The organism is Pseudomonas syringae CC1557 (genome assembly GCF_000452705.1).
GTDB lineage: Bacteria > Pseudomonadota > Gammaproteobacteria > Pseudomonadales > Pseudomonadaceae > Aquipseudomonas > Aquipseudomonas syringae_F.
Genome location: NZ_CP007014.1, coordinates 4414454 through 4430832 on the forward strand (window position 1 = coordinate 4414454; position 16379 = coordinate 4430832).

The following is a 16379-nucleotide window of genomic DNA, read 5'->3' on the forward strand; positions in this document are numbered from 1 at the left end:
TTTACTCCTCTGCCCCAGCAGCTGAATTTTTGCCTTTTTCCGCACCAGCGTTACCGGCCACTTCTTTCTCACCAGCGACGTGCTTCTTGCCTGGATTCATACCTTCATACTTGTCGATGACGATCTGGAACAGGTTCGGAGTGACCGAGGAAAAGAGTTCGACAGGGTTACGTTCGCTCGGCTTGATCAGCTCGGCGTACTCGGCGGTGCCAAGCTTTTTAGGCGAGCTCTTCACTTCGCTGACCCAGGCGTCGAAATCAGCCTGGCTGGTAGCGATAGCCTTGAACTTCATGCCGGTAAAACCTGCACCACTGTAGTTTGCCGAAATACCGTTGAATTCGTGATTCTCGTTGGCAATCAGGTGCAGTTTGGTGTGCATGCCCGCCATCGCGTAGATCTGACCACCCAGACCAGGGATGAAGAAGGAGTTCATCACACTGTCCGACGTGACCTGAAAATTGATCGGGGTCTTGGCCGGGAAGACGATCTTGTTAACCGTGGCGATGCCGTAATCCGGATAGACGAAGACCCACTTCCAGTCGACCGAGATCGCCTGAATGGTGACCGGCTTGACGTCGGAATCCAGAGGACGATAAGGGTCCAGGGAGTGCGTCGAGACATAGGTGATGTAGCCAAGGAAGACCAGCAGCAACATGGGGACGCCCCACACCGCGATCTCGATCTTGGTGGAGTGCGACCAGTCCGGAGTGTACTTGGCAGCCTTGTTCGAAGCGCGATATTTCCAGGCGAAGATCAGGGTCATCAAAATGACCGGGATCACCACGATCAGCATCAGCAATGTCGCAATGATGATCAGGTTACGCTGCTCTAAACCCACTTGCCCTTTAGGATCGAGCAGAGGCACGCCTTCGCATCCAGTGAGCAAAAGCATACAGAAAAGGGCCAAGAAGCCAAAAAACCTGGGGTACCTTTTTTTACTCATTTCACGACCTCTAAAAGCAGCTTGCGCGGTGCAGTTGGGTTTCGACCGCCAACACTTCGCCCTGCCAGTGCCGGCTAATTTTTTGGAATTGAACAAGGGCCTGCCAGTACGCACAGCGGCATATCGACAAATCCGGGTTTAGCTATGGATTCTTGTTTTTTGAGTTGCTGGAACTGCCCGGAGTTCAGGACAGACACTTTCAGCGCGGCCATTATACGCCCTCGGAGGCAAGCGTTGCGCTGCCTGTTCAGAGTGCACAGGGGACGCTCCTAGCCTCAAAATGCTGATCGTTCAGACAAGCCGGACGACAAGTGATGGGGATTGTAGATATGTAAATTTTTAATGACTATGCCTAATTTTGTAACAGTTAATCTCCCGGACTGCAACAATCACTCTCAAAACAGCTGATTCGGTCGAAAAAAAGCCCCGTAATCACGGGGCCTGTTTTGCGAAAGCCCCTGTATTTAGTAAGGTTTGCGACGATTGAGAATCACGCACAGCGGAACCAGTATTGCCGTCAGGACAAACGCCACCAACGCCCATTGAGCAAGCGACAATCCAAGAAGTGGCGGATATGGCGTGGTGCAGAATCCGCTGACCTGGAAGCCCATAGGGAACAGTGTAGCCAATGGCAGGCCATCGACAATAGGTTGCAGGATATCGATACCGCAACTGTCGGAAGGGTGAGCGAGAATCCAGACATGGCGCCCGGCTGCTGCGATACCGGCCACGGCGCTAACGGTAACCAGCGCCTCGAACGCCGTGATACTGCGGCTCCCCGGCATTGCTGCGCCGAGGAAGGCGAAAATTGCGATGAACAGCAAGGCGTAGCGTTGCAGGATGCACAGCGGGCAAGGCGCCTCACCCAGCGCTATCTGCATGTACAGAGCACCGCCGATCAGGGACAGACAGATGATCCCCAGCAGAACCAGAAAGCGCTTTTCGCGTCTTAGGTACAACATGTTGTCACTCATTTACGGGCCTTATCGAAATGGTCGAGGGAATCGCCGACGTTACAGAACGGGCATACGGGGCTTGCGCCGCAGCACAGGCCCGGCGTAGCTCAAGCGTGCGGCATGATCATCTGCCCGCCCCGGCAACTCAAGCGCCTGGCAGCCATACGGGCACATTTGGCGGCCCGGTGGTCCTGCGATCGGCATCAAGCCTGCGCTACGGGGCCAGTCTCGCAGAAATGCCAAAGCACAATCCTTCCTTATATATAGAAGGGTGCGTCAGTTTGCCGCAGCATCTCTTCTATATATAGCTGCGGTATTTTGTCGCAGCCGACGCTTTGGTCAATATTCGACGACAAAGCGTTGCGTACGCGCAGCAGACAAAGCGCCAGACTGCGACAATTAGCCGCACCGCTTTATCGCATTTCGAAGCGTTTGACGTCGACAAACCCAAAGTGCCACCATTCATCCCTATCGAGGCCCTTCGCCTGAGCGACAGGTGACGTATCAAACGATGCCCGCTGCGAACATCAGGGCGAGTATTTTGTGCAGCACGCACAGCTGTTGGTTAAAAATCCTCAAGCCTGTCCGCCGCAGGTCGATACCCTGTCATCGAAAGTTGTTTGCCGCCCACAGGCGACGAAACACCTAAAGCCAGAAGGTTAATATGTCCAAGAACGCCCGAGCAGATTCACTTTCGCTGCTCCTCTTCACGTTGCGCAGCGGCAAGCTGATGGCGATCAACCTGTTGAAGGTCAGCGAGATCATTCCCTGCCCTCCCCTCACCCATTTGCCGGAATCGCACCCGCACGTCAAAGGGATCGCCACACTTCGCGGCTCTTCGCTGTCGGTCATTGACCTCAGCCGCGCCATTGGTGAGCGCCCACTGGCAGATCCGGATGGCGGTTGCCTGATCGTCACCGATGTCAGCCGTTCCAAACAGGGCCTGCACGTGCAAGCGGTCAGCAAGATCGTGCACTGCCTGACCACAGACATTCGTCCGCCGCCCTACGGCTCCAGCAGCAAGTCGTTCATCACCGGGGTAACCCAGGTCGACGGCGTGCTGGTGCAGGTGCTGGACATTGAAAAAGTGATTCACGGTATTGCCCCGGCGAAGATCTCCGTGCAATCGACAGAACTGGCCAAAGAGGATGCAGAGGTGCTGAGCAAGGCTCGCATTCTGGTCGTCGACGACAGTCAGGTCGCCCTGCAGCAGTCGATCATAACACTGCGCAATCTTGGCCTCGAATGCCACACCGCCCGCAGCGCCAAGGAAGCCATCGACGTACTGCTGGATCTGCAGGGCACGGCGAGGCAGATCAACGTGGTGGTTTCCGACATCGAGATGTCCGAAATGGACGGCTACGCACTGACCCGGACCCTTCGCGACACGCCTGACTTCCAGGACCTTTACATCCTGCTGCATACTTCGCTCGACAGCGCGATGAACAGTGAGAAATCCCAGATTGCCGGGGCCGACGCTGTGCTGACCAAGTTCTCCTCACCCGAGTTGACCAAATGCCTGATCGAGGCTGCACGCACCGTCATCGCCAAAGGGCTTTGAGAACACGGACTCTGCCCCGAGAGTCCGTTCCCGCGTGCAAGCTGCAACCCACGGACGCATCAGCCGGACATTACTGGCTGATGCGCCGGAACCTCGCCGACTCATTGCCGCAGATTCAATTGCAGAGTGATGTCATCGTTGCGCCATTCAGCCTTGAGCAGGCACCTGACGTTCACCGCTTGCTGACATCAGGCTATCTGGACGGCGCAGGCAGCGTGCCGGATTATCGCGACTGGCTAACGGCGTTTGAGTGCGATGCCGAATATGACCTGTCGCGGTGCTTCGTTGCACTGCTCGACGGGGCTGTCATCGGGGTCATCATCTGCTGGACCAGTGCATTCATCAAAGACCTGGTGGTGCATACCGATGCCCGTAACCGCGGGACAGGCTTCACCCTGCTCCATCACTTGTTCGCTCACCTGGCCCAGCGCAACGAATCAACAGTTGATCTGTACGTGATGGAAAACAACCTCGCGGCGCGACATCTCTATGAAAAATCAGGCATGTCTTACATAAAGCGCATCGCTATTCCCAAGTCCTGAAGCGGTCGTTGTGTTCAGCATGAACATGACTTCCGACCGCCCACTGGCGCACTACTTGCTTCAGGTCTCAGAGAAGCCGGGTGAATGACCAAATATTGTCACCCGTCGTGCACTTCTGATCGGGCTATCGACACAATGAATATTCAGTTTTCCTGCGTAGGTTGCGGCGGTTGCTGTACCGATCACCATGTTCCTCTCACCCTGCTTGAAGCCCGGCAGTGGGCGGCGGACGGCGGCAATGTGATTGTCCTGACCGAGGCTTTTCTAGGTAATGGCTACGGGGTTCCCGTTGAACAATTGACCCACGCCACACGGCGCTCGACGGAAGTGAGCAGTGGCAGTACGACGGCTTACGTGGCGATAACCTTCGCGGCTTACAACGTCGGACGCTGCCGGAATCTTGGCGAGCAGAACCTTTGCCGTATCTACGAGCGCCGACCGTTGGTGTGCCGCATCTATCCGATGGAGATCAACCCGCACATCCCGCTGCGTCCGGAAAACAAAGGCTGCCCGCCGGAATCCTGGGAGCAGGGCCCCGAGATGATTGTCAGCGACCGGCTGGTCGATACCCAGTTGCTAAGTCTGATAGAGCAGTCCCGGCAGGCCGACCGGGATGAGATCGTGACCAAACAATTGATCTGCCAGAAACTGGGCATGCGCACCACTGCCCTCAAGGGCAATGGCTTTGTAGCTTATTTGCCGGACATGAACGCGTTTGCGGCGGCCATCGAGCAGGTGACGATGGAAGATGACGTGTTCTTCGAAAGCGCAGGCTGGGAATTCCATGTCGCCGGGCAGTCAGCGTTGAGCACCTTGCGAGACGAAGGTGCCGAGGTGACCGACCGCCAGCCGGAATCCTATCTTTTCATTCCGCTACAGGCTGCCTGAACAACAGGACATCCGCTGTCAGCGCTTGCCCATTGATCTGCGAGTGCCGGCCGGTGCTACACCGGGTGTCTTGTGATGGCCGTGCTTGTTGGCTTTCTGGTACCAGGCCTGATCCTTCTTCGCCTGGGCGAACTCTGCAGGCTTGAACGGGAAGCTGAACGGCGCGACGGCACCCTTCTTGTCGGAATCGGCTGCAGCCTCGGTTGCGGCGTCTTGAACAGGAGGTTGTTCAGGAGTGGTCATGGTGTCACCAGAAAGTCGAAATGGCCGGGCAGACGCCCGCGGTCGCGCAGCATACCTCAATCACCGGGCAACTGCCCAAGCCTCCTGTCGCCGTCATTTATAGAACAGATCGACCATGATCTCGGCTTCGAAGGGCCCCGGCTTCGGCCGGGCGTTGTTCCAGACCAGTTCGGCGTTGAAGTCAGCGCGCGCCGCATGAGTCTCTCCCAGCAGGTCGGCCAGATGGAACGGTTCGTTGTACTGCAGCGGATTGCCAGTGATCCCGCTGATAATTCGGATGCCCACCGAGTCATTGTTCGAAGGCACTAGCAGTTCGCCAGATACGCTGCCTGTCACAGGCCGGAATCGGGCATCGATGCTGTATGGCGAATCACAGCTGCGGCTGGTCGAAAGCGAAAATGGCTGCGTGGCGAGCGCCTTGCCGACCATAACCTGCTGAATATCCACGTCGCCAAAATCCACGGTTTCAGGGATAACTTGCAGCTCCGCATCGCAAGCGACGAAACGCAGTCCGCCAAGGTTGTTGATGACATAACTCAGGCTACGACCCGGCAACCGGTCTGGCCCTGTCGAGCCGCCCAGTTGAAAGAAACGGTAATCGGTCAGATGACTTGCCACGCCAGATGGCGGCGTAGCGCCGGACTTCTGGATGAACACGGAGAGCCCCAGGTTAAAGCGTATTTTTGGGCACATTTCGAGACGGGCTTCACTTTCTCGACATACCGGTAAAAAGTGTCCGGTGCTTATTCTCCCGCTGCTTTGCAGATGATCGCCTGCGTCTAGCGTCAACCCGGAACGGATGCCCTGGCCGATCACTTGGTTGTCAGGATTCAGGTAAAGGAACACCTCCTCCTCGCCCGACTGCTGGCTATCTCTGGCGCACTCCACCTGAATGTTAAGAGGTTCGGAACGCCACACCACCTCGCCGTCGAGGAGCGAGGCAGGAATCGCCACCGTGCTGTTCAGGCTATCGTGAATCTCGGTCGCACCGGAATTCTGGGTGACACAGACCAGCGCAAAACCAGACGTCGGAGCGAGCATCAGCGGCAATAAAAAGAATGACAGCCAGCGGCTGGCAACTAGAGGGTTCATATCAGCATTTGTCCTGAAGAGAGTTGTTCTCCAACAGATGGCCCTTGACGACCTCCTGTCCGTTTAATCGCGCGCAATATCCCCGCCGTCCGCCATAGTCAGTCAGTGCGCTGTACGAAAGCTGATGCTGCGTGAACGGCGAAATCTGTCTGGTTAGCACCAGTTCGAATTCATCACCCGGCGCCAGCAACCGGTCATTTCCAAGTTGAATACCATCCAGAAGCACGGCGCTCAGCGCGCTGTAATAAGGCGTGGGGTTGCTGATTTTCAGTTTGACGCCCTTCGGATCGCCGTGGACCAGCTGCCACAGCAACTGTCCGGCAGCTTCAGCCGGATCACCGTCGAGCCCTGCGGGCCGATAGAACACATTGATACGCTGACGCACGGCGATATTCAGTTGACGGTGACCCTTCTGGTGGCGAGGCACTTCCAGCACGTAAAGATGCAGCAATGACTCTTGTGCCTGCGGCATGCCGGAGCCGTGATAAAGAATGCGTAACGTTTGCCTGCCATTGACCGCCAGGCGTGCCAAAGGCGGCGTCACTACAAACGGTAGTGATCTGCGTTGATCAGGGGTCGTACTATCGCCATCGTGTGGATCGCTGAGCCAGGCCTGGAACAGCGTCTCAGTCTTGCCCGGGTTACGCACCTCGATGCTGACTTCGCGGTACTGGCCGTCAAAGATTAACCGCGTCCCGGTCAGGGCAATGGCCCCATTCACGCTCGCACTGCCGGTGAAAAGCAGCGACAGCACCATCACGCGCCAGCCAGTGACGACACTCATTGGCACACCACCCGAATGCGTTCGTAAGCCCGGGCCGGGTCCCTGGGTGGCAGCGAGTAGGCGGCCTGGCAGTGCTGGCCGGCCCAGCGCACGTGCAAGTGGCCGGCGTCCCGCTCGCTGAGCACCAGTGCCTGACTGGTCGGATCAACCACCGCCAACGCCCTGCCCTGCTCGTCTTCGACACTGGCACCCAGCGGTAATCTGCTGCCATCGCCGAGTACCAGTTCGAACTGCACACGTCGGCCCACCGAGGCCTTGAAACGTACCACCGGCACAGCGCCACGGCGTGGCACGACCTGATTGATGGCGTTGCCGAGATCGACATCGGCACCCAGTTGTCGGGTGTCCAGGCTCACCCAGTTGGTGCGGTAGGCTTGTACGTAGGGCAGAACCGCGTAGCCATTGCCTACGGTCTCGACATTGCTGAAGGATCTCAATCGGGCACCGCTGACCTCCGGGACCTGAACCAGCGCGAACGTTTCACCCAGCGTCTGCCCCAGATTCACACCTCCGGCATGGGCCACCAGCGATCCGGATGCTGCCAGGGTGAACGCATCGTAATCCTGGCCCTGGCTGAAGCCGGCTTCAAAACGGCCAAACCCGGTAGTAGTGTTGATCTTCCCTGCTCCAAAGCTCCCCGAACTGCTGTCGTGACCCGCTTGCAGAGAGTAAAACGTGCTGGCCTCGCCCAACACCTGGCCGTTGAGCCCGACCTGCGCGTTGTACTGGCCCGAGCTGTCACGCACCGCGTTGAACGACAGACGCGAAGAGGCGGAGCTGGCGCCCAGTGGCAAGGTCACACTCAAGGCAATCCGGTTGTCGGTACTCGCTTCGCCGCGCGCTCCGAAATCCTCGTTGCGCTCGATGGACAAGCTGTAATTCAGCGTGCGCCAGGCCGCGTTCCACGACAGATAAAGCTGGCGGGTTTTGCCTGGCAGGTTCCAGTAACGCTGCTCGGAAGCCGTCAGGCTCACCGAGGCCGCATAGACCGGCACTATCTGAGTGACACTGAGTTCGAGTCGGTCCCGGGCCCGGCCGGCGCGGCGCATGCCGGTCTGCGGATTTGTCTCGCTGACGTGCTGGTCGAGGGTCCGATAGTCCTCGGTCGAATATCGATAGCCCGCCACTGCCAGCGTGGTATTGGTCACGTCCAGGGTATTGGCATAACGCAGGCGCAGGCTTTGCCCACCGCGTGATGACTGATTATCCGCTTGGCTCACGGATCGGGTGATGTCCAGAGACACCGCCCCCACTCCGGTGTTGAGTCCGGCACCCGCGTTCGCAGCCTGATAACCCTCGGAGAGTTGCAGACCACCGAAACCGGTGACCCGTTCGGAGAGTCCGTAGATCAGCGCCACACTGCCGAAACCCGGCGACGCCTGAGGTCCATCGTTGTTGTCGACCTGCCCTGCCGCCAGGCTGTAACGAAATGACCCGGCAGGCACCATGATCGGCAGCGACGCATAGGCCTGGGTGAATGACCGCACACGTCCGTCCGCTTCGATGACGGTGACGGACAGATCGCCATTGGAGCCGCTGGGGTAGATATCAGTGATTTCAAAAGGTCCGGGCGAAACGCTGCCGCTGTATAGGAGGAAACCGTTCTGACGGACCTCCACGGTGGCATTGGTCTCGGCAATCCCGCGAATCACTGGTGCATAGGTGCGCTCACTGTCAGACAACATGCCCTCGTCAGACACCAGCGCAGCGCCCTTAAACCGGACACTGTCGAACACCTGCGCGTCGGTGAACGTCTCACCGACCGTAAGCTGGCTTTTGAGCAGCGTGATGTCGCGCTGCGCGAACGTGCGATTGCTGCGATAGCGCCAGGGCTGATCATTGCCCTGAACCAATGACGATTCATTGCGCAAACGCCAGGCCCCGATATTCAGCCCATTACGCAGCCCGACATAATACTGGTCGATTTCGACGCCTTTGTTGCGCCGCTTGCTGCCGTTGAAGGTGTAATTGATAAAACCCGCAGTTTCGCCCTGATCCCACAATTCGGGGGCCACATAGCCGCGGTTACCGTGCACCATGACCGCCTGTGGAATGCTGATACTGAGTCGCAGCGCTGCAGGCTGATAGTCGACCCGGGCAAACTCGACACGCGCAGGCAGATCGAAGCATGCCTCACCGGGTCTGGTATCCGCAGGCAAGCGATTGGGGTCCAGGCCGAAACCTTTCAACATGTCCAGTGACAGACAGGGTTCGATCAGACCTGACAGCGGGTTTTTCGAGAACGTGATATCGCGCCTGCCGCTCAGCGTGCGATTGACGTAGATATCCACCCGGTAAGTGCCGGGCAACACACTGTTGCTGCGCAAAAACTCCTGAAGATCAGGCGGCTGGTCACTGCCCTGGATAAAAGCCGTATTGAATCTGACCGGTACGCTGTCATCGGCAACTTCTGACTGAGCAGCCCAGGCACTGAGCGAAACGGACAGCGTCAGCGCAACACCGATGCATGGCGAATAGCGTCGGGGACAAGAGAGCACGAGGTATGCAACGACGCCACTGCTGTATTTTTTATGCCATTCCATTAGCTGACTTCACTCTACTTCGGCTATCTCTCGCGCAGCGCAGTCCTTTACACCGACGCAGGTCCAGCGGGACGACAGATTGTCGAGCCCGAACGTTTAATATTGAAAGCGGGTGTCCATGCTTCAATTCATCGAGGCACGGCCTTGCTGGCATGACCCGGCTGTTTGTCGATAAGCGTTGTTTGATAAAGCACTTGCCCACCGTAATCGTTGATACTGACAAAGCTCAGCGTCAGTGGCGCGGCACTGGACTTGTTAACTAACGGAATACGCAGACTCTGCGTCGGCGCCAGCATCTGACTCTCGACAGTGGCCAGTTCAAGGTCGTGCTGACGTATCGAAATCTTGAGCATGGACACGTGATAAGGCCCTGGATTATCGACCTTTAAAATATCGTGATCCTGTAATTGCCATTGCAACTTTTCGGGCGATTCAAGTGGGTCGCCTGATAATCCGTTCGGCCGGAAAAACACTTTGATGCGCTGACGTATCGCGATCTGCAATGTATTTTCTGCGGCGGTTTGAGGTATTTCCTGAACATTGAGCCACAGTACCGATTCACGGTCTTTGGGCATGCCTGTGCCGGAATAAATGATGCGCAACAATTGCTTGCCGCCCCCGGCCATACGGGCCAAGGCAGGCGTCACGATAAAGGGCAGGTTCTTGGCTGCCTCCTCGTGACCGGCGGCGGACACCGGAGGCTCAAGCCAGGACTGCAAGAGAATTTCCCGAGCGCCACTGTTGTGGACGCCCAGGCTGGCTTCTTTTTCATCGCCCTGATAAATGACCCGTGTTGTATTCAACACGATGCCCGCTTGAGCACTGGCCGTGCAGCACAGCACAGCCATTAACGCTGCGCAGCGAAAAAACTCAGAAAACATACTGACGGACGCCTTGAATTCAATAGATGACAGGGCAAGCCATATACCCACCCTGTCCGGCACTGTTACTCGTAATCCATCACAAAGGGCAGGAAGCCGTCGGCGTTGCCTGGATTGACGGGCGTTCCATTAAGGACGTACACCGCGCCAAAGTTGATTTCCGCAGTAGCACCATCAGTGCCGTCCTTGACGAGGGCGGTGTCGATCGTCTTTGTCCCACTGAGATCCATCAGCGCGCTAGACGCATCCAGCAAGCCGATACCTACGCCATCGGCAGCACCGGTGGTGCGCAGAAGTTTGGGGTCGTTATTGTCCAGGCCGCTGCCGTTACGGGCGATAAGGCGCATCTTGACCGTATTGTATTGATCAGCGCCTGCGCTGCAGTTGACCAGTAACTGAATAGGCGTTGCCGTTTCAAAACGGCTTTCGGTGGAAATGCCTATATCGGAAAAGGATACGTTCCCCAGGTCCACATTGATTTCGCCCGGATTGGTGCCTGCACTGACGCCCGAGCCCGGACCTACATCGCAGGAGATATTGGTCAGCGTCCCGTTAAAGACCAGCTTGCCGTTGTTCGCCGCAGTCGCTGTACTTGCCATGCCCATCGCGCCCAGCACTGCCAATGTAAGAGAAATCTTTTTCATGCCTACTACCTTCCCTGTGTTATTTCGTGTGTGCCCACTATCGGACGGCGAGCACTATAGAGCCGCCGTCATTCAAGCGCTGTCAGGCCAATAACTTTGAATCCGCAGATAACACGACATAACACGCAGGATTGATCTGTAGGAATAACCACTGATACGGGACAGGCGACAGCAATAAGGAGTGTCACGCAATGACCAAGCAGAACGATCAGACAAATGTCTGAATTCAAGGTCTTTCAATAATGGATCGGCCAACAATAGATTGGCGGGTGTTTTGAGGGGCGTTGTGTCGGACAATCAACTGCCACGTTAGAACACGTGACAGTTTCCGGAAAAAAACCTTACAGAAGGGTTATTACTGATAGCTCAGGGTCACCAGTGCAGCACTGGCCTGATTTGAATCACCGTCAATCCGCGTCGTGACGGGCATTGCCTGATACGTCGTGGCGAAGGGCATGACTTGGTTACCACATACATTATGTTCGGTACTTACCTGCAGGAGGATACCCGGGGCAACCTGGAGACTACGGAATTGGGCACTTGATGCACTGCCGGTAAACCCGGTAACCCCGCAGCTGCTATTGACAATGCTACCGTGCAGGCTGAATCCACCGTCTTTTGCCAAGGCTACGTGCGGGGCAATCAGTAACGAAACCATCAGTGTCGCGACCTTCGCTCCTCGATGAATGGACAGGGCGTTCAGAACTCCTTTCCAGCGTGACATTCCGTTTCTCATTGCACTCTCCACTCATGGATTCAGTTAGTGACTCGACTTGCCGATAGAACAATTTGTCAGAAGCCGACGAAGGGAGCTGTAGGAATTACCCTGAGACTCGATAAACATCTGGACAAATTGCCCTTCAACCTAAATATCGCCCGACCCTGACTTTTCTTGACTGGGCGTCTTGTCCAGTGGAGGCTTTCTGTCAAAACTGACAGCTGATAGTCATTCTGCTGACCGGGTTTGCAGGCTATAAAGAAGCGGCAAAACATTAATTCCAGACGAATTCGGCGTTTCCCTCCCTATGCGCAAACAAACCCTGACCGTCATTGCCGTTATTCTGCTGGCAGCCTGCGCTGTACTGGCCGGCTGGACACTGCTGCGTCCCGCCTCAATCCCGAAATCCGCCGCTACTGCAGTGCCGGTCAAAGTGATCACAGTCAGCGTCGAGGATGTGCCACGTTTCGTGACCGGGATCGGTTCTGTGCTGTCGCTGCAAAGCGTCGTCATTCGCCCGCAGGTGGATGGCGTGCTGATGCGTGTGCTGGTCAAGGAGGGTCAACAGGTCAAGGCCGGCGAGCTGCTGGCGACACTTGATGATCGCTCGATCCGCGCATCGCTCGAACAAGCCAAGGCCCAGCTTGCGCAGAGCAAGGCGCAACTCGACGTCGCGCAACTGGATCTCAAGCGCTACCGCCAGCTCACCGAAGACAACGGCATTTCGCGGCAGACATTCGATCAGCAACAGGCACTGGTCAAACAGCTGAGCGCCACGGCGCAAGGTAACGAGGCCAGTATCAACTCGGCTCAGGTACAGCTTTCCTACACGCAGATTCGCTCACCGGTTACCGGACGAGTCGGTATCCGCAACGTCGACGAAGGCAACTTCCTGCGTGTCAGCGATGCTCAAGGGCTGTTTTCGGTGACTCAGATCGACCCGATCGCCGTGGAGTTTTCCCTGCCGCAGCAAATGCTGCCGACCCTGCAAGGGCTGGTCGCTGAGCACACCTCGGCGGCGGTCAAGGCTTATCAGGGCGACGGTTCCGCCAACGGCTTGCTGCTGGGCGAGGGTACCTTGTCGCTGATAGACAATCAGGTGTCGGCCACCACCGGTACGATCCGCGCCAAGGCACAATTCAACAACCCCGGCGAACAGCTCTGGCCGGGGCAACTGGTCACGGTGAAGATCCAGATCGGCATCGAGCGCAACTCGTTGAAAGTGCCGCCTCAGGTGGTACAGCGGGGCGTTGATCAGCACTTCGTCTACCGGGTGCAGGCCGACAACAAAGTAGAGATGGTGCCGGTCAAAGTGCTTTATCAGGACAGCGAACAGGCGTTGATCAGCGGACCTCAGGCAGGCGATGTGTTAGTCAGTGATGGACAGTCGCGGCTCAGGCCTGGCGCCACGGTCGAGGTGGTCAGTGCGCCGACTCCGGATGTCGCGACGGCCGATGTGGAGCGCGCACGATGAGCAACAGCCGGGGCTCGGTATCGGCGTGGTGCATCGAGCACCCGGTCGCCACTCTGTTGCTGACCTTCGCGATGGTGCTGCTGGGTGTCATTGCCTTTCCGCGCCTGCCGATTGCGCCCCTGCCGGAAGCAGAATTCCCGACTATTCAGGTCACCGCACAGCTCCCCGGCGCCAGCCCGGAAACCATGGCGTCATCGGTGGCAACGCCACTGGAAGTGCAGTTCAGCGCAATACCCGGCATGACCCAAATGACCTCCAGCAGTGCACTGGGTTCGACCAACCTGACGCTGCAATTCACCCTCAATAAAAGCATCGACACTGCTGCTCAGGAGGTCCAGGCCGCTATCAATACCGCGTCCGCACGGCTGCCTGCCGACATGCCCAGCCTGCCGACCTGGCGCAAGGTCAACCCGGCGGACAGCCCGGTGCTGATTCTGAGTGTCAGCTCCAGCCTGATGCCCGGCACCGAACTGAGCGATGTCACTGAAACCATTCTGGCGCGTCAGCTCAGTCAGATCGAAGGTGTTGGTCAGGTGTACATCACCGGCCAGCAACGTCCAGCGATTCGCGTGCAGGCCGCTCCGGAAAAACTGGCCGCGCTGGGCCTGACCCTCGCGGACATCCGGCTGGCGGTGCAACAGACCAGCCTGAACCTGGCCAAAGGCGCCTTGTATGGCAAGGACAGCATTTCCACCCTGTCGGCCAACGACCAGCTGTTCAAGCCGCAGGACTACGCGCAACTTATTGTTTCCTACAAGAATGGCGCTCCCGTTCAACTCAAAGACGTGGCACGAGTCGTCGCTGGTTCGGAAAACGCCTACGTCAAGGCGTGGTCCGGCGACCAGCAAGGCGTCAATATCGCGATCTTCCGCCAGCCTGGCGCCAACATTGTCGAGACGGTGGACCGTATTCAGAGTGAGCTGCCGCGCTTGCAGGAAATGCTCCCGGCCGCCGTCGACGTCTCCGTGCTCAACGACCGCACGCGGACCATTCGGGCGTCACTGCATGAAGTGGAGATGACCCTGCTGATTGCAGTGTTGCTGGTGGTTGCGGTAATGGCGCTGTTTCTGCGGCAGCTGTCGGCCACGCTGATTGTCAGCGCCGTACTCGGCGTGTCGCTGATCGCCAGCTTCGCGATGATGTACCTGTTTGGCTTCAGCCTGAACAACCTGACGCTGGTGGCCATCGTGGTGGCGGTCGGTTTCGTGGTGGACGACGCCATCGTTGTGGTGGAAAACATCCACCGCCATCTCGAAGCCGGTGAAGGTATGCGCGAGGCAGCGATCAAGGGTTCCGGGGAAATAGGCTTCACTGTGGTGTCGATCAGTTTCTCGCTGGTGGCCGCGTTTATTCCTCTGTTGTTCATGGGTGGCGTGGTAGGACGCCTGTTCAAAGAGTTCGCGCTCACCGCGACGGCGACTATTCTGATTTCGGTGGTGGTCTCGCTGACCCTCGCACCGACGCTGGCAGCCCTGTTCATGCGTGCGCCCACGCACGATCAGCATCGGAAACCGGGGTTCGGCGAGCGTTTGCTGGCCTCTTACGAGCGTGGTTTGCGCAGGGCTCTGGCACACCAGCGCCTGATGCTCGGCATATTCGGCCTGACCCTCGCGCTTGCGGTAGTGGGCTACATCCTCATTCCGAAGGGCTTCTTTCCGGTTCAGGACACTTCGTTCGCGCAAGGCACGACCGAGGCAGCTGCCGACATTTCCTACTCGGACATGGTCGAAAAGCACCTGCAACTGGCGAAGATCGTCGGTGCCGACCCTGCGGTGTTGGCGTTCTCGCATTCAGTGGGCGTATCCGGCAGCAACCAGACCATCGCCAACGGCCGCTTCTGGATCTCGCTCAAGCCACGCGCGGAGCGCGATGTGTCGGTCAGTGAATTCATCGACCGCCTGCGCCCCAAACTGGCAAAAGTCCCCGGTATCGTTCTGTACTTGCGTGCCGGCCAGGACATCAACCTCAGCTCCGGCCCCAGCCGCGCCCAGTATCAGTACGTGCTGAAAAGTAATGATGGGCCGCTGCTCAACACCTGGACGCAACGACTGACCGAAAAACTGCGCGGCAACCCGGCGTTCCGCGATCTGTCCAACGATCTGCAACTGGGCGGCAGCGTCACGCACATCGATATTGATCGCAGCGCGGCCGCCCGCTTCGGCCTGACCACCGCCGACGTCGATCAGGCGCTGTACGACGCGTTCGGCCAGCGGCAGATCAGCGAGTACCAGACCGAGGTCAACCAGTACAAGGTGATCCTCGAACTGGATGCCCAACAACGCGGCAAGGCGGAAAGCCTGGCCTACTTCTACCTGCGCTCACCGCTGACCAACGAAATGGTGCCGTTGTCGGCGCTGGCCAAGGTCGGCGCGCCACGCATGGGCCCGCTATCGATCAGCCACGACGGTATGTTTCCGGCCGCCAATCTTTCGTTCAACCTGGCTTCGGGGGTGGCGCTGGGCGATGCAGTACGCATGCTCGATCAGGCCAAGAACGAAATCGGCATGCCGGCCGCGATCATCGGCAGTTTTCAGGGCGCTGCGCAGGCGTTCCAGAGTTCGCTGGCCAACCAGCCATGGCTGATCCTGGCCGCGCTGGTGGCGGTGTACATCATTCTGGGTGTGCTTTACGAAAGCTTCGTGCACCCGCTGACCATCATTTCCACCCTGCCCTCGGCGGGCATCGGGGCGTTGTTGCTGCTGTGGATGATGGGCCAGGACTTCTCGATCATGGCTTTGATTGGCGTGGTGCTGCTGATCGGAATCGTCAAGAAAAACGGTATTCTGCTGGTGGACTTTGCCTTGCAGGCGCAGCGAGAACGGGGCCTGACGCCGCAGGAGGCGATTTACGAGGCCTGCGTGACGCGCTTCCGGCCGATCATGATGACCACTATTGCCGCCCTGCTCGGTGCGCTGCCACTGATGCTTGGCTTCGGGGTCGGGTCCGAGCTGCGCCAACCACTGGGTATCGCCGTGGTTGGCGGGCTTCTGGTGAGCCAGATGCTGACCCTGTTCACCACGCCGATCATTTACCTGCAACTGGAACGGCTGTTTCAGCGCCGCCAGCCAATGTCCGACAAGCCAGCGCTGGCTGTTCATGAGTGAGATAGC

At 57.9% G+C, this 16379-nt stretch carries 14 protein-coding genes; 5 read left to right on the plus strand and 9 right to left on the minus strand.

All coding sequences use genetic code 11. From position 1 onward, the window contains the following. Position 1 precedes the first annotated feature (1 nt). The gene (gene cyoA / locus N018_RS19505) at positions 2-943 is read right to left on the minus strand and encodes a ubiquinol oxidase subunit II (RefSeq protein ID WP_024643946.1); all 942 of its coding nucleotides are present in this window, start codon (positions 941-943) and stop codon (positions 2-4) included. Between the two features lie 464 nt (positions 944-1407). Beyond that, positions 1408-1917, minus strand: a complete 510-nt coding sequence (locus tag N018_RS19510; protein ID WP_024643945.1) for a disulfide bond formation protein B — start codon at positions 1915-1917, stop codon at positions 1408-1410. Between the two features lie 646 nt (positions 1918-2563). Between N018_RS19510 and N018_RS19515 the strand changes: the two genes are divergently transcribed. From N018_RS19515 to N018_RS19525, 3 genes are all read left to right on the plus strand, one after another. Continuing rightward, the gene (locus N018_RS19515; protein ID WP_024643944.1) at positions 2564-3460 is read left to right on the plus strand and encodes a chemotaxis protein; all 897 of its coding nucleotides are present in this window, start codon (positions 2564-2566) and stop codon (positions 3458-3460) included. Between the two features lie 80 nt (positions 3461-3540). Further along, entirely contained in the window at positions 3541-4002 is a 462-nt protein-coding gene (locus N018_RS19520; RefSeq protein WP_025390526.1) for a GNAT family N-acetyltransferase, read from the plus strand. A gap of 135 nt (positions 4003-4137) precedes the next feature. Continuing rightward, on the plus strand, positions 4138-4890 hold the full coding sequence (locus N018_RS19525; RefSeq protein ID WP_025390527.1) for a YkgJ family cysteine cluster protein: 753 nt from the start codon (positions 4138-4140) through the stop codon (positions 4888-4890). A gap of 18 nt (positions 4891-4908) precedes the next feature. Here the strand turns inward: N018_RS19525 and N018_RS19530 are convergent, their stop codons facing one another. The 7 genes from N018_RS19530 to N018_RS19560 form a co-directional block, all read right to left on the minus strand. Beyond that, complete coding sequence (locus tag N018_RS19530) at positions 4909-5133, minus strand: hypothetical protein (protein ID WP_024675366.1); 225 nt, start codon at positions 5131-5133, stop codon at positions 4909-4911. Between the two features lie 93 nt (positions 5134-5226). Further along, positions 5227-6225: a fimbrial protein gene (locus tag N018_RS19535; RefSeq protein WP_025390528.1), complete on the minus strand. Its 999-nt coding sequence runs from the start codon at positions 6223-6225 to the stop codon at positions 5227-5229. Between the two features lies 1 nt (position 6226). Continuing rightward, a complete protein-coding gene (locus N018_RS19540) occupies positions 6227-7009 on the minus strand; it encodes a fimbrial biogenesis chaperone (protein ID WP_025390529.1) in 783 nt (260 codons plus the stop codon). Next, positions 7006-9552, minus strand: a complete 2547-nt coding sequence (locus tag N018_RS19545) for a fimbria/pilus outer membrane usher protein (protein WP_025390530.1) — start codon at positions 9550-9552, stop codon at positions 7006-7008. The genes N018_RS19540 and N018_RS19545 overlap by 4 nt, the downstream gene beginning before the upstream one ends. Positions 9553-9680: 128 nt before the next feature. Continuing rightward, positions 9681-10433 (minus strand): fimbrial biogenesis chaperone, encoded by a 753-nt coding sequence (locus N018_RS19550; RefSeq protein WP_024643937.1) that lies wholly within the window; start codon positions 10431-10433, stop codon positions 9681-9683. A 65-nt stretch (positions 10434-10498) separates the two neighbouring features. Next, the gene (locus N018_RS19555) at positions 10499-11077 is read right to left on the minus strand and encodes a fimbrial protein (protein ID WP_024643936.1); all 579 of its coding nucleotides are present in this window, start codon (positions 11075-11077) and stop codon (positions 10499-10501) included. Between the two features lie 355 nt (positions 11078-11432). Next, positions 11433-11801: a hypothetical protein gene (locus N018_RS19560; RefSeq protein WP_229631147.1), complete on the minus strand. Its 369-nt coding sequence runs from the start codon at positions 11799-11801 to the stop codon at positions 11433-11435. A 301-nt stretch (positions 11802-12102) separates the two neighbouring features. On the opposite strand from N018_RS19560, the gene N018_RS19565 reads away from it, so the two are divergent. Together N018_RS19565 and N018_RS19570 are read left to right on the plus strand one after the other, a co-directional pair. Continuing rightward, a complete protein-coding gene (locus N018_RS19565) occupies positions 12103-13269 on the plus strand; it encodes an efflux RND transporter periplasmic adaptor subunit (protein WP_024643934.1) in 1167 nt (388 codons plus the stop codon). Further along, positions 13266-16373, plus strand: a complete 3108-nt coding sequence (locus tag N018_RS19570) for a multidrug efflux RND transporter permease subunit (RefSeq protein ID WP_025390532.1) — start codon at positions 13266-13268, stop codon at positions 16371-16373. Before N018_RS19565 ends, N018_RS19570 begins: the two co-directional genes overlap by 4 nt. The last annotated feature ends 6 nt before the right edge of the window (positions 16374-16379 follow it).

Excerpts from the sequence above, each read along its gene's own strand:
- cyoA (WP_024643946.1), bottom strand. The coding sequence starts at position 943 with ATGAGTAAAAAAAGGTACCCCAGGTTTTTTGGCTTCTTGGCCCTTTTC.
- N018_RS19510 (WP_024643945.1), bottom strand. The coding sequence starts at position 1,917 with ATGAGTGACAACATGTTGTACCTAAGACGCGAAAAGCGCTTTCTGGTT.
- N018_RS19515 (WP_024643944.1), top strand. The coding sequence starts at position 2,564 with ATGTCCAAGAACGCCCGAGCAGATTCACTTTCGCTGCTCCTCTTCACG.
- N018_RS19520 (WP_025390526.1), top strand. The coding sequence starts at position 3,541 with ATGCGCCGGAACCTCGCCGACTCATTGCCGCAGATTCAATTGCAGAGT.
- N018_RS19525 (WP_025390527.1), top strand. The coding sequence starts at position 4,138 with ATGAATATTCAGTTTTCCTGCGTAGGTTGCGGCGGTTGCTGTACCGAT.
- N018_RS19530 (WP_024675366.1), bottom strand. The coding sequence starts at position 5,133 with ATGACCACTCCTGAACAACCTCCTGTTCAAGACGCCGCAACCGAGGCT.
- N018_RS19535 (WP_025390528.1), bottom strand. The coding sequence starts at position 6,225 with ATGAACCCTCTAGTTGCCAGCCGCTGGCTGTCATTCTTTTTATTGCCG.
- N018_RS19540 (WP_025390529.1), bottom strand. The coding sequence starts at position 7,009 with ATGAGTGTCGTCACTGGCTGGCGCGTGATGGTGCTGTCGCTGCTTTTC.
- N018_RS19545 (WP_025390530.1), bottom strand. The coding sequence starts at position 9,552 with ATGGAATGGCATAAAAAATACAGCAGTGGCGTCGTTGCATACCTCGTG.
- N018_RS19550 (WP_024643937.1), bottom strand. The coding sequence starts at position 10,433 with ATGTTTTCTGAGTTTTTTCGCTGCGCAGCGTTAATGGCTGTGCTGTGC.
- N018_RS19555 (WP_024643936.1), bottom strand. The coding sequence starts at position 11,077 with ATGAAAAAGATTTCTCTTACATTGGCAGTGCTGGGCGCGATGGGCATG.
- N018_RS19560 (WP_229631147.1), bottom strand. The coding sequence starts at position 11,801 with ATGTCACGCTGGAAAGGAGTTCTGAACGCCCTGTCCATTCATCGAGGA.
- N018_RS19565 (WP_024643934.1), top strand. The coding sequence starts at position 12,103 with ATGCGCAAACAAACCCTGACCGTCATTGCCGTTATTCTGCTGGCAGCC.
- N018_RS19570 (WP_025390532.1), top strand. The coding sequence starts at position 13,266 with ATGAGCAACAGCCGGGGCTCGGTATCGGCGTGGTGCATCGAGCACCCG.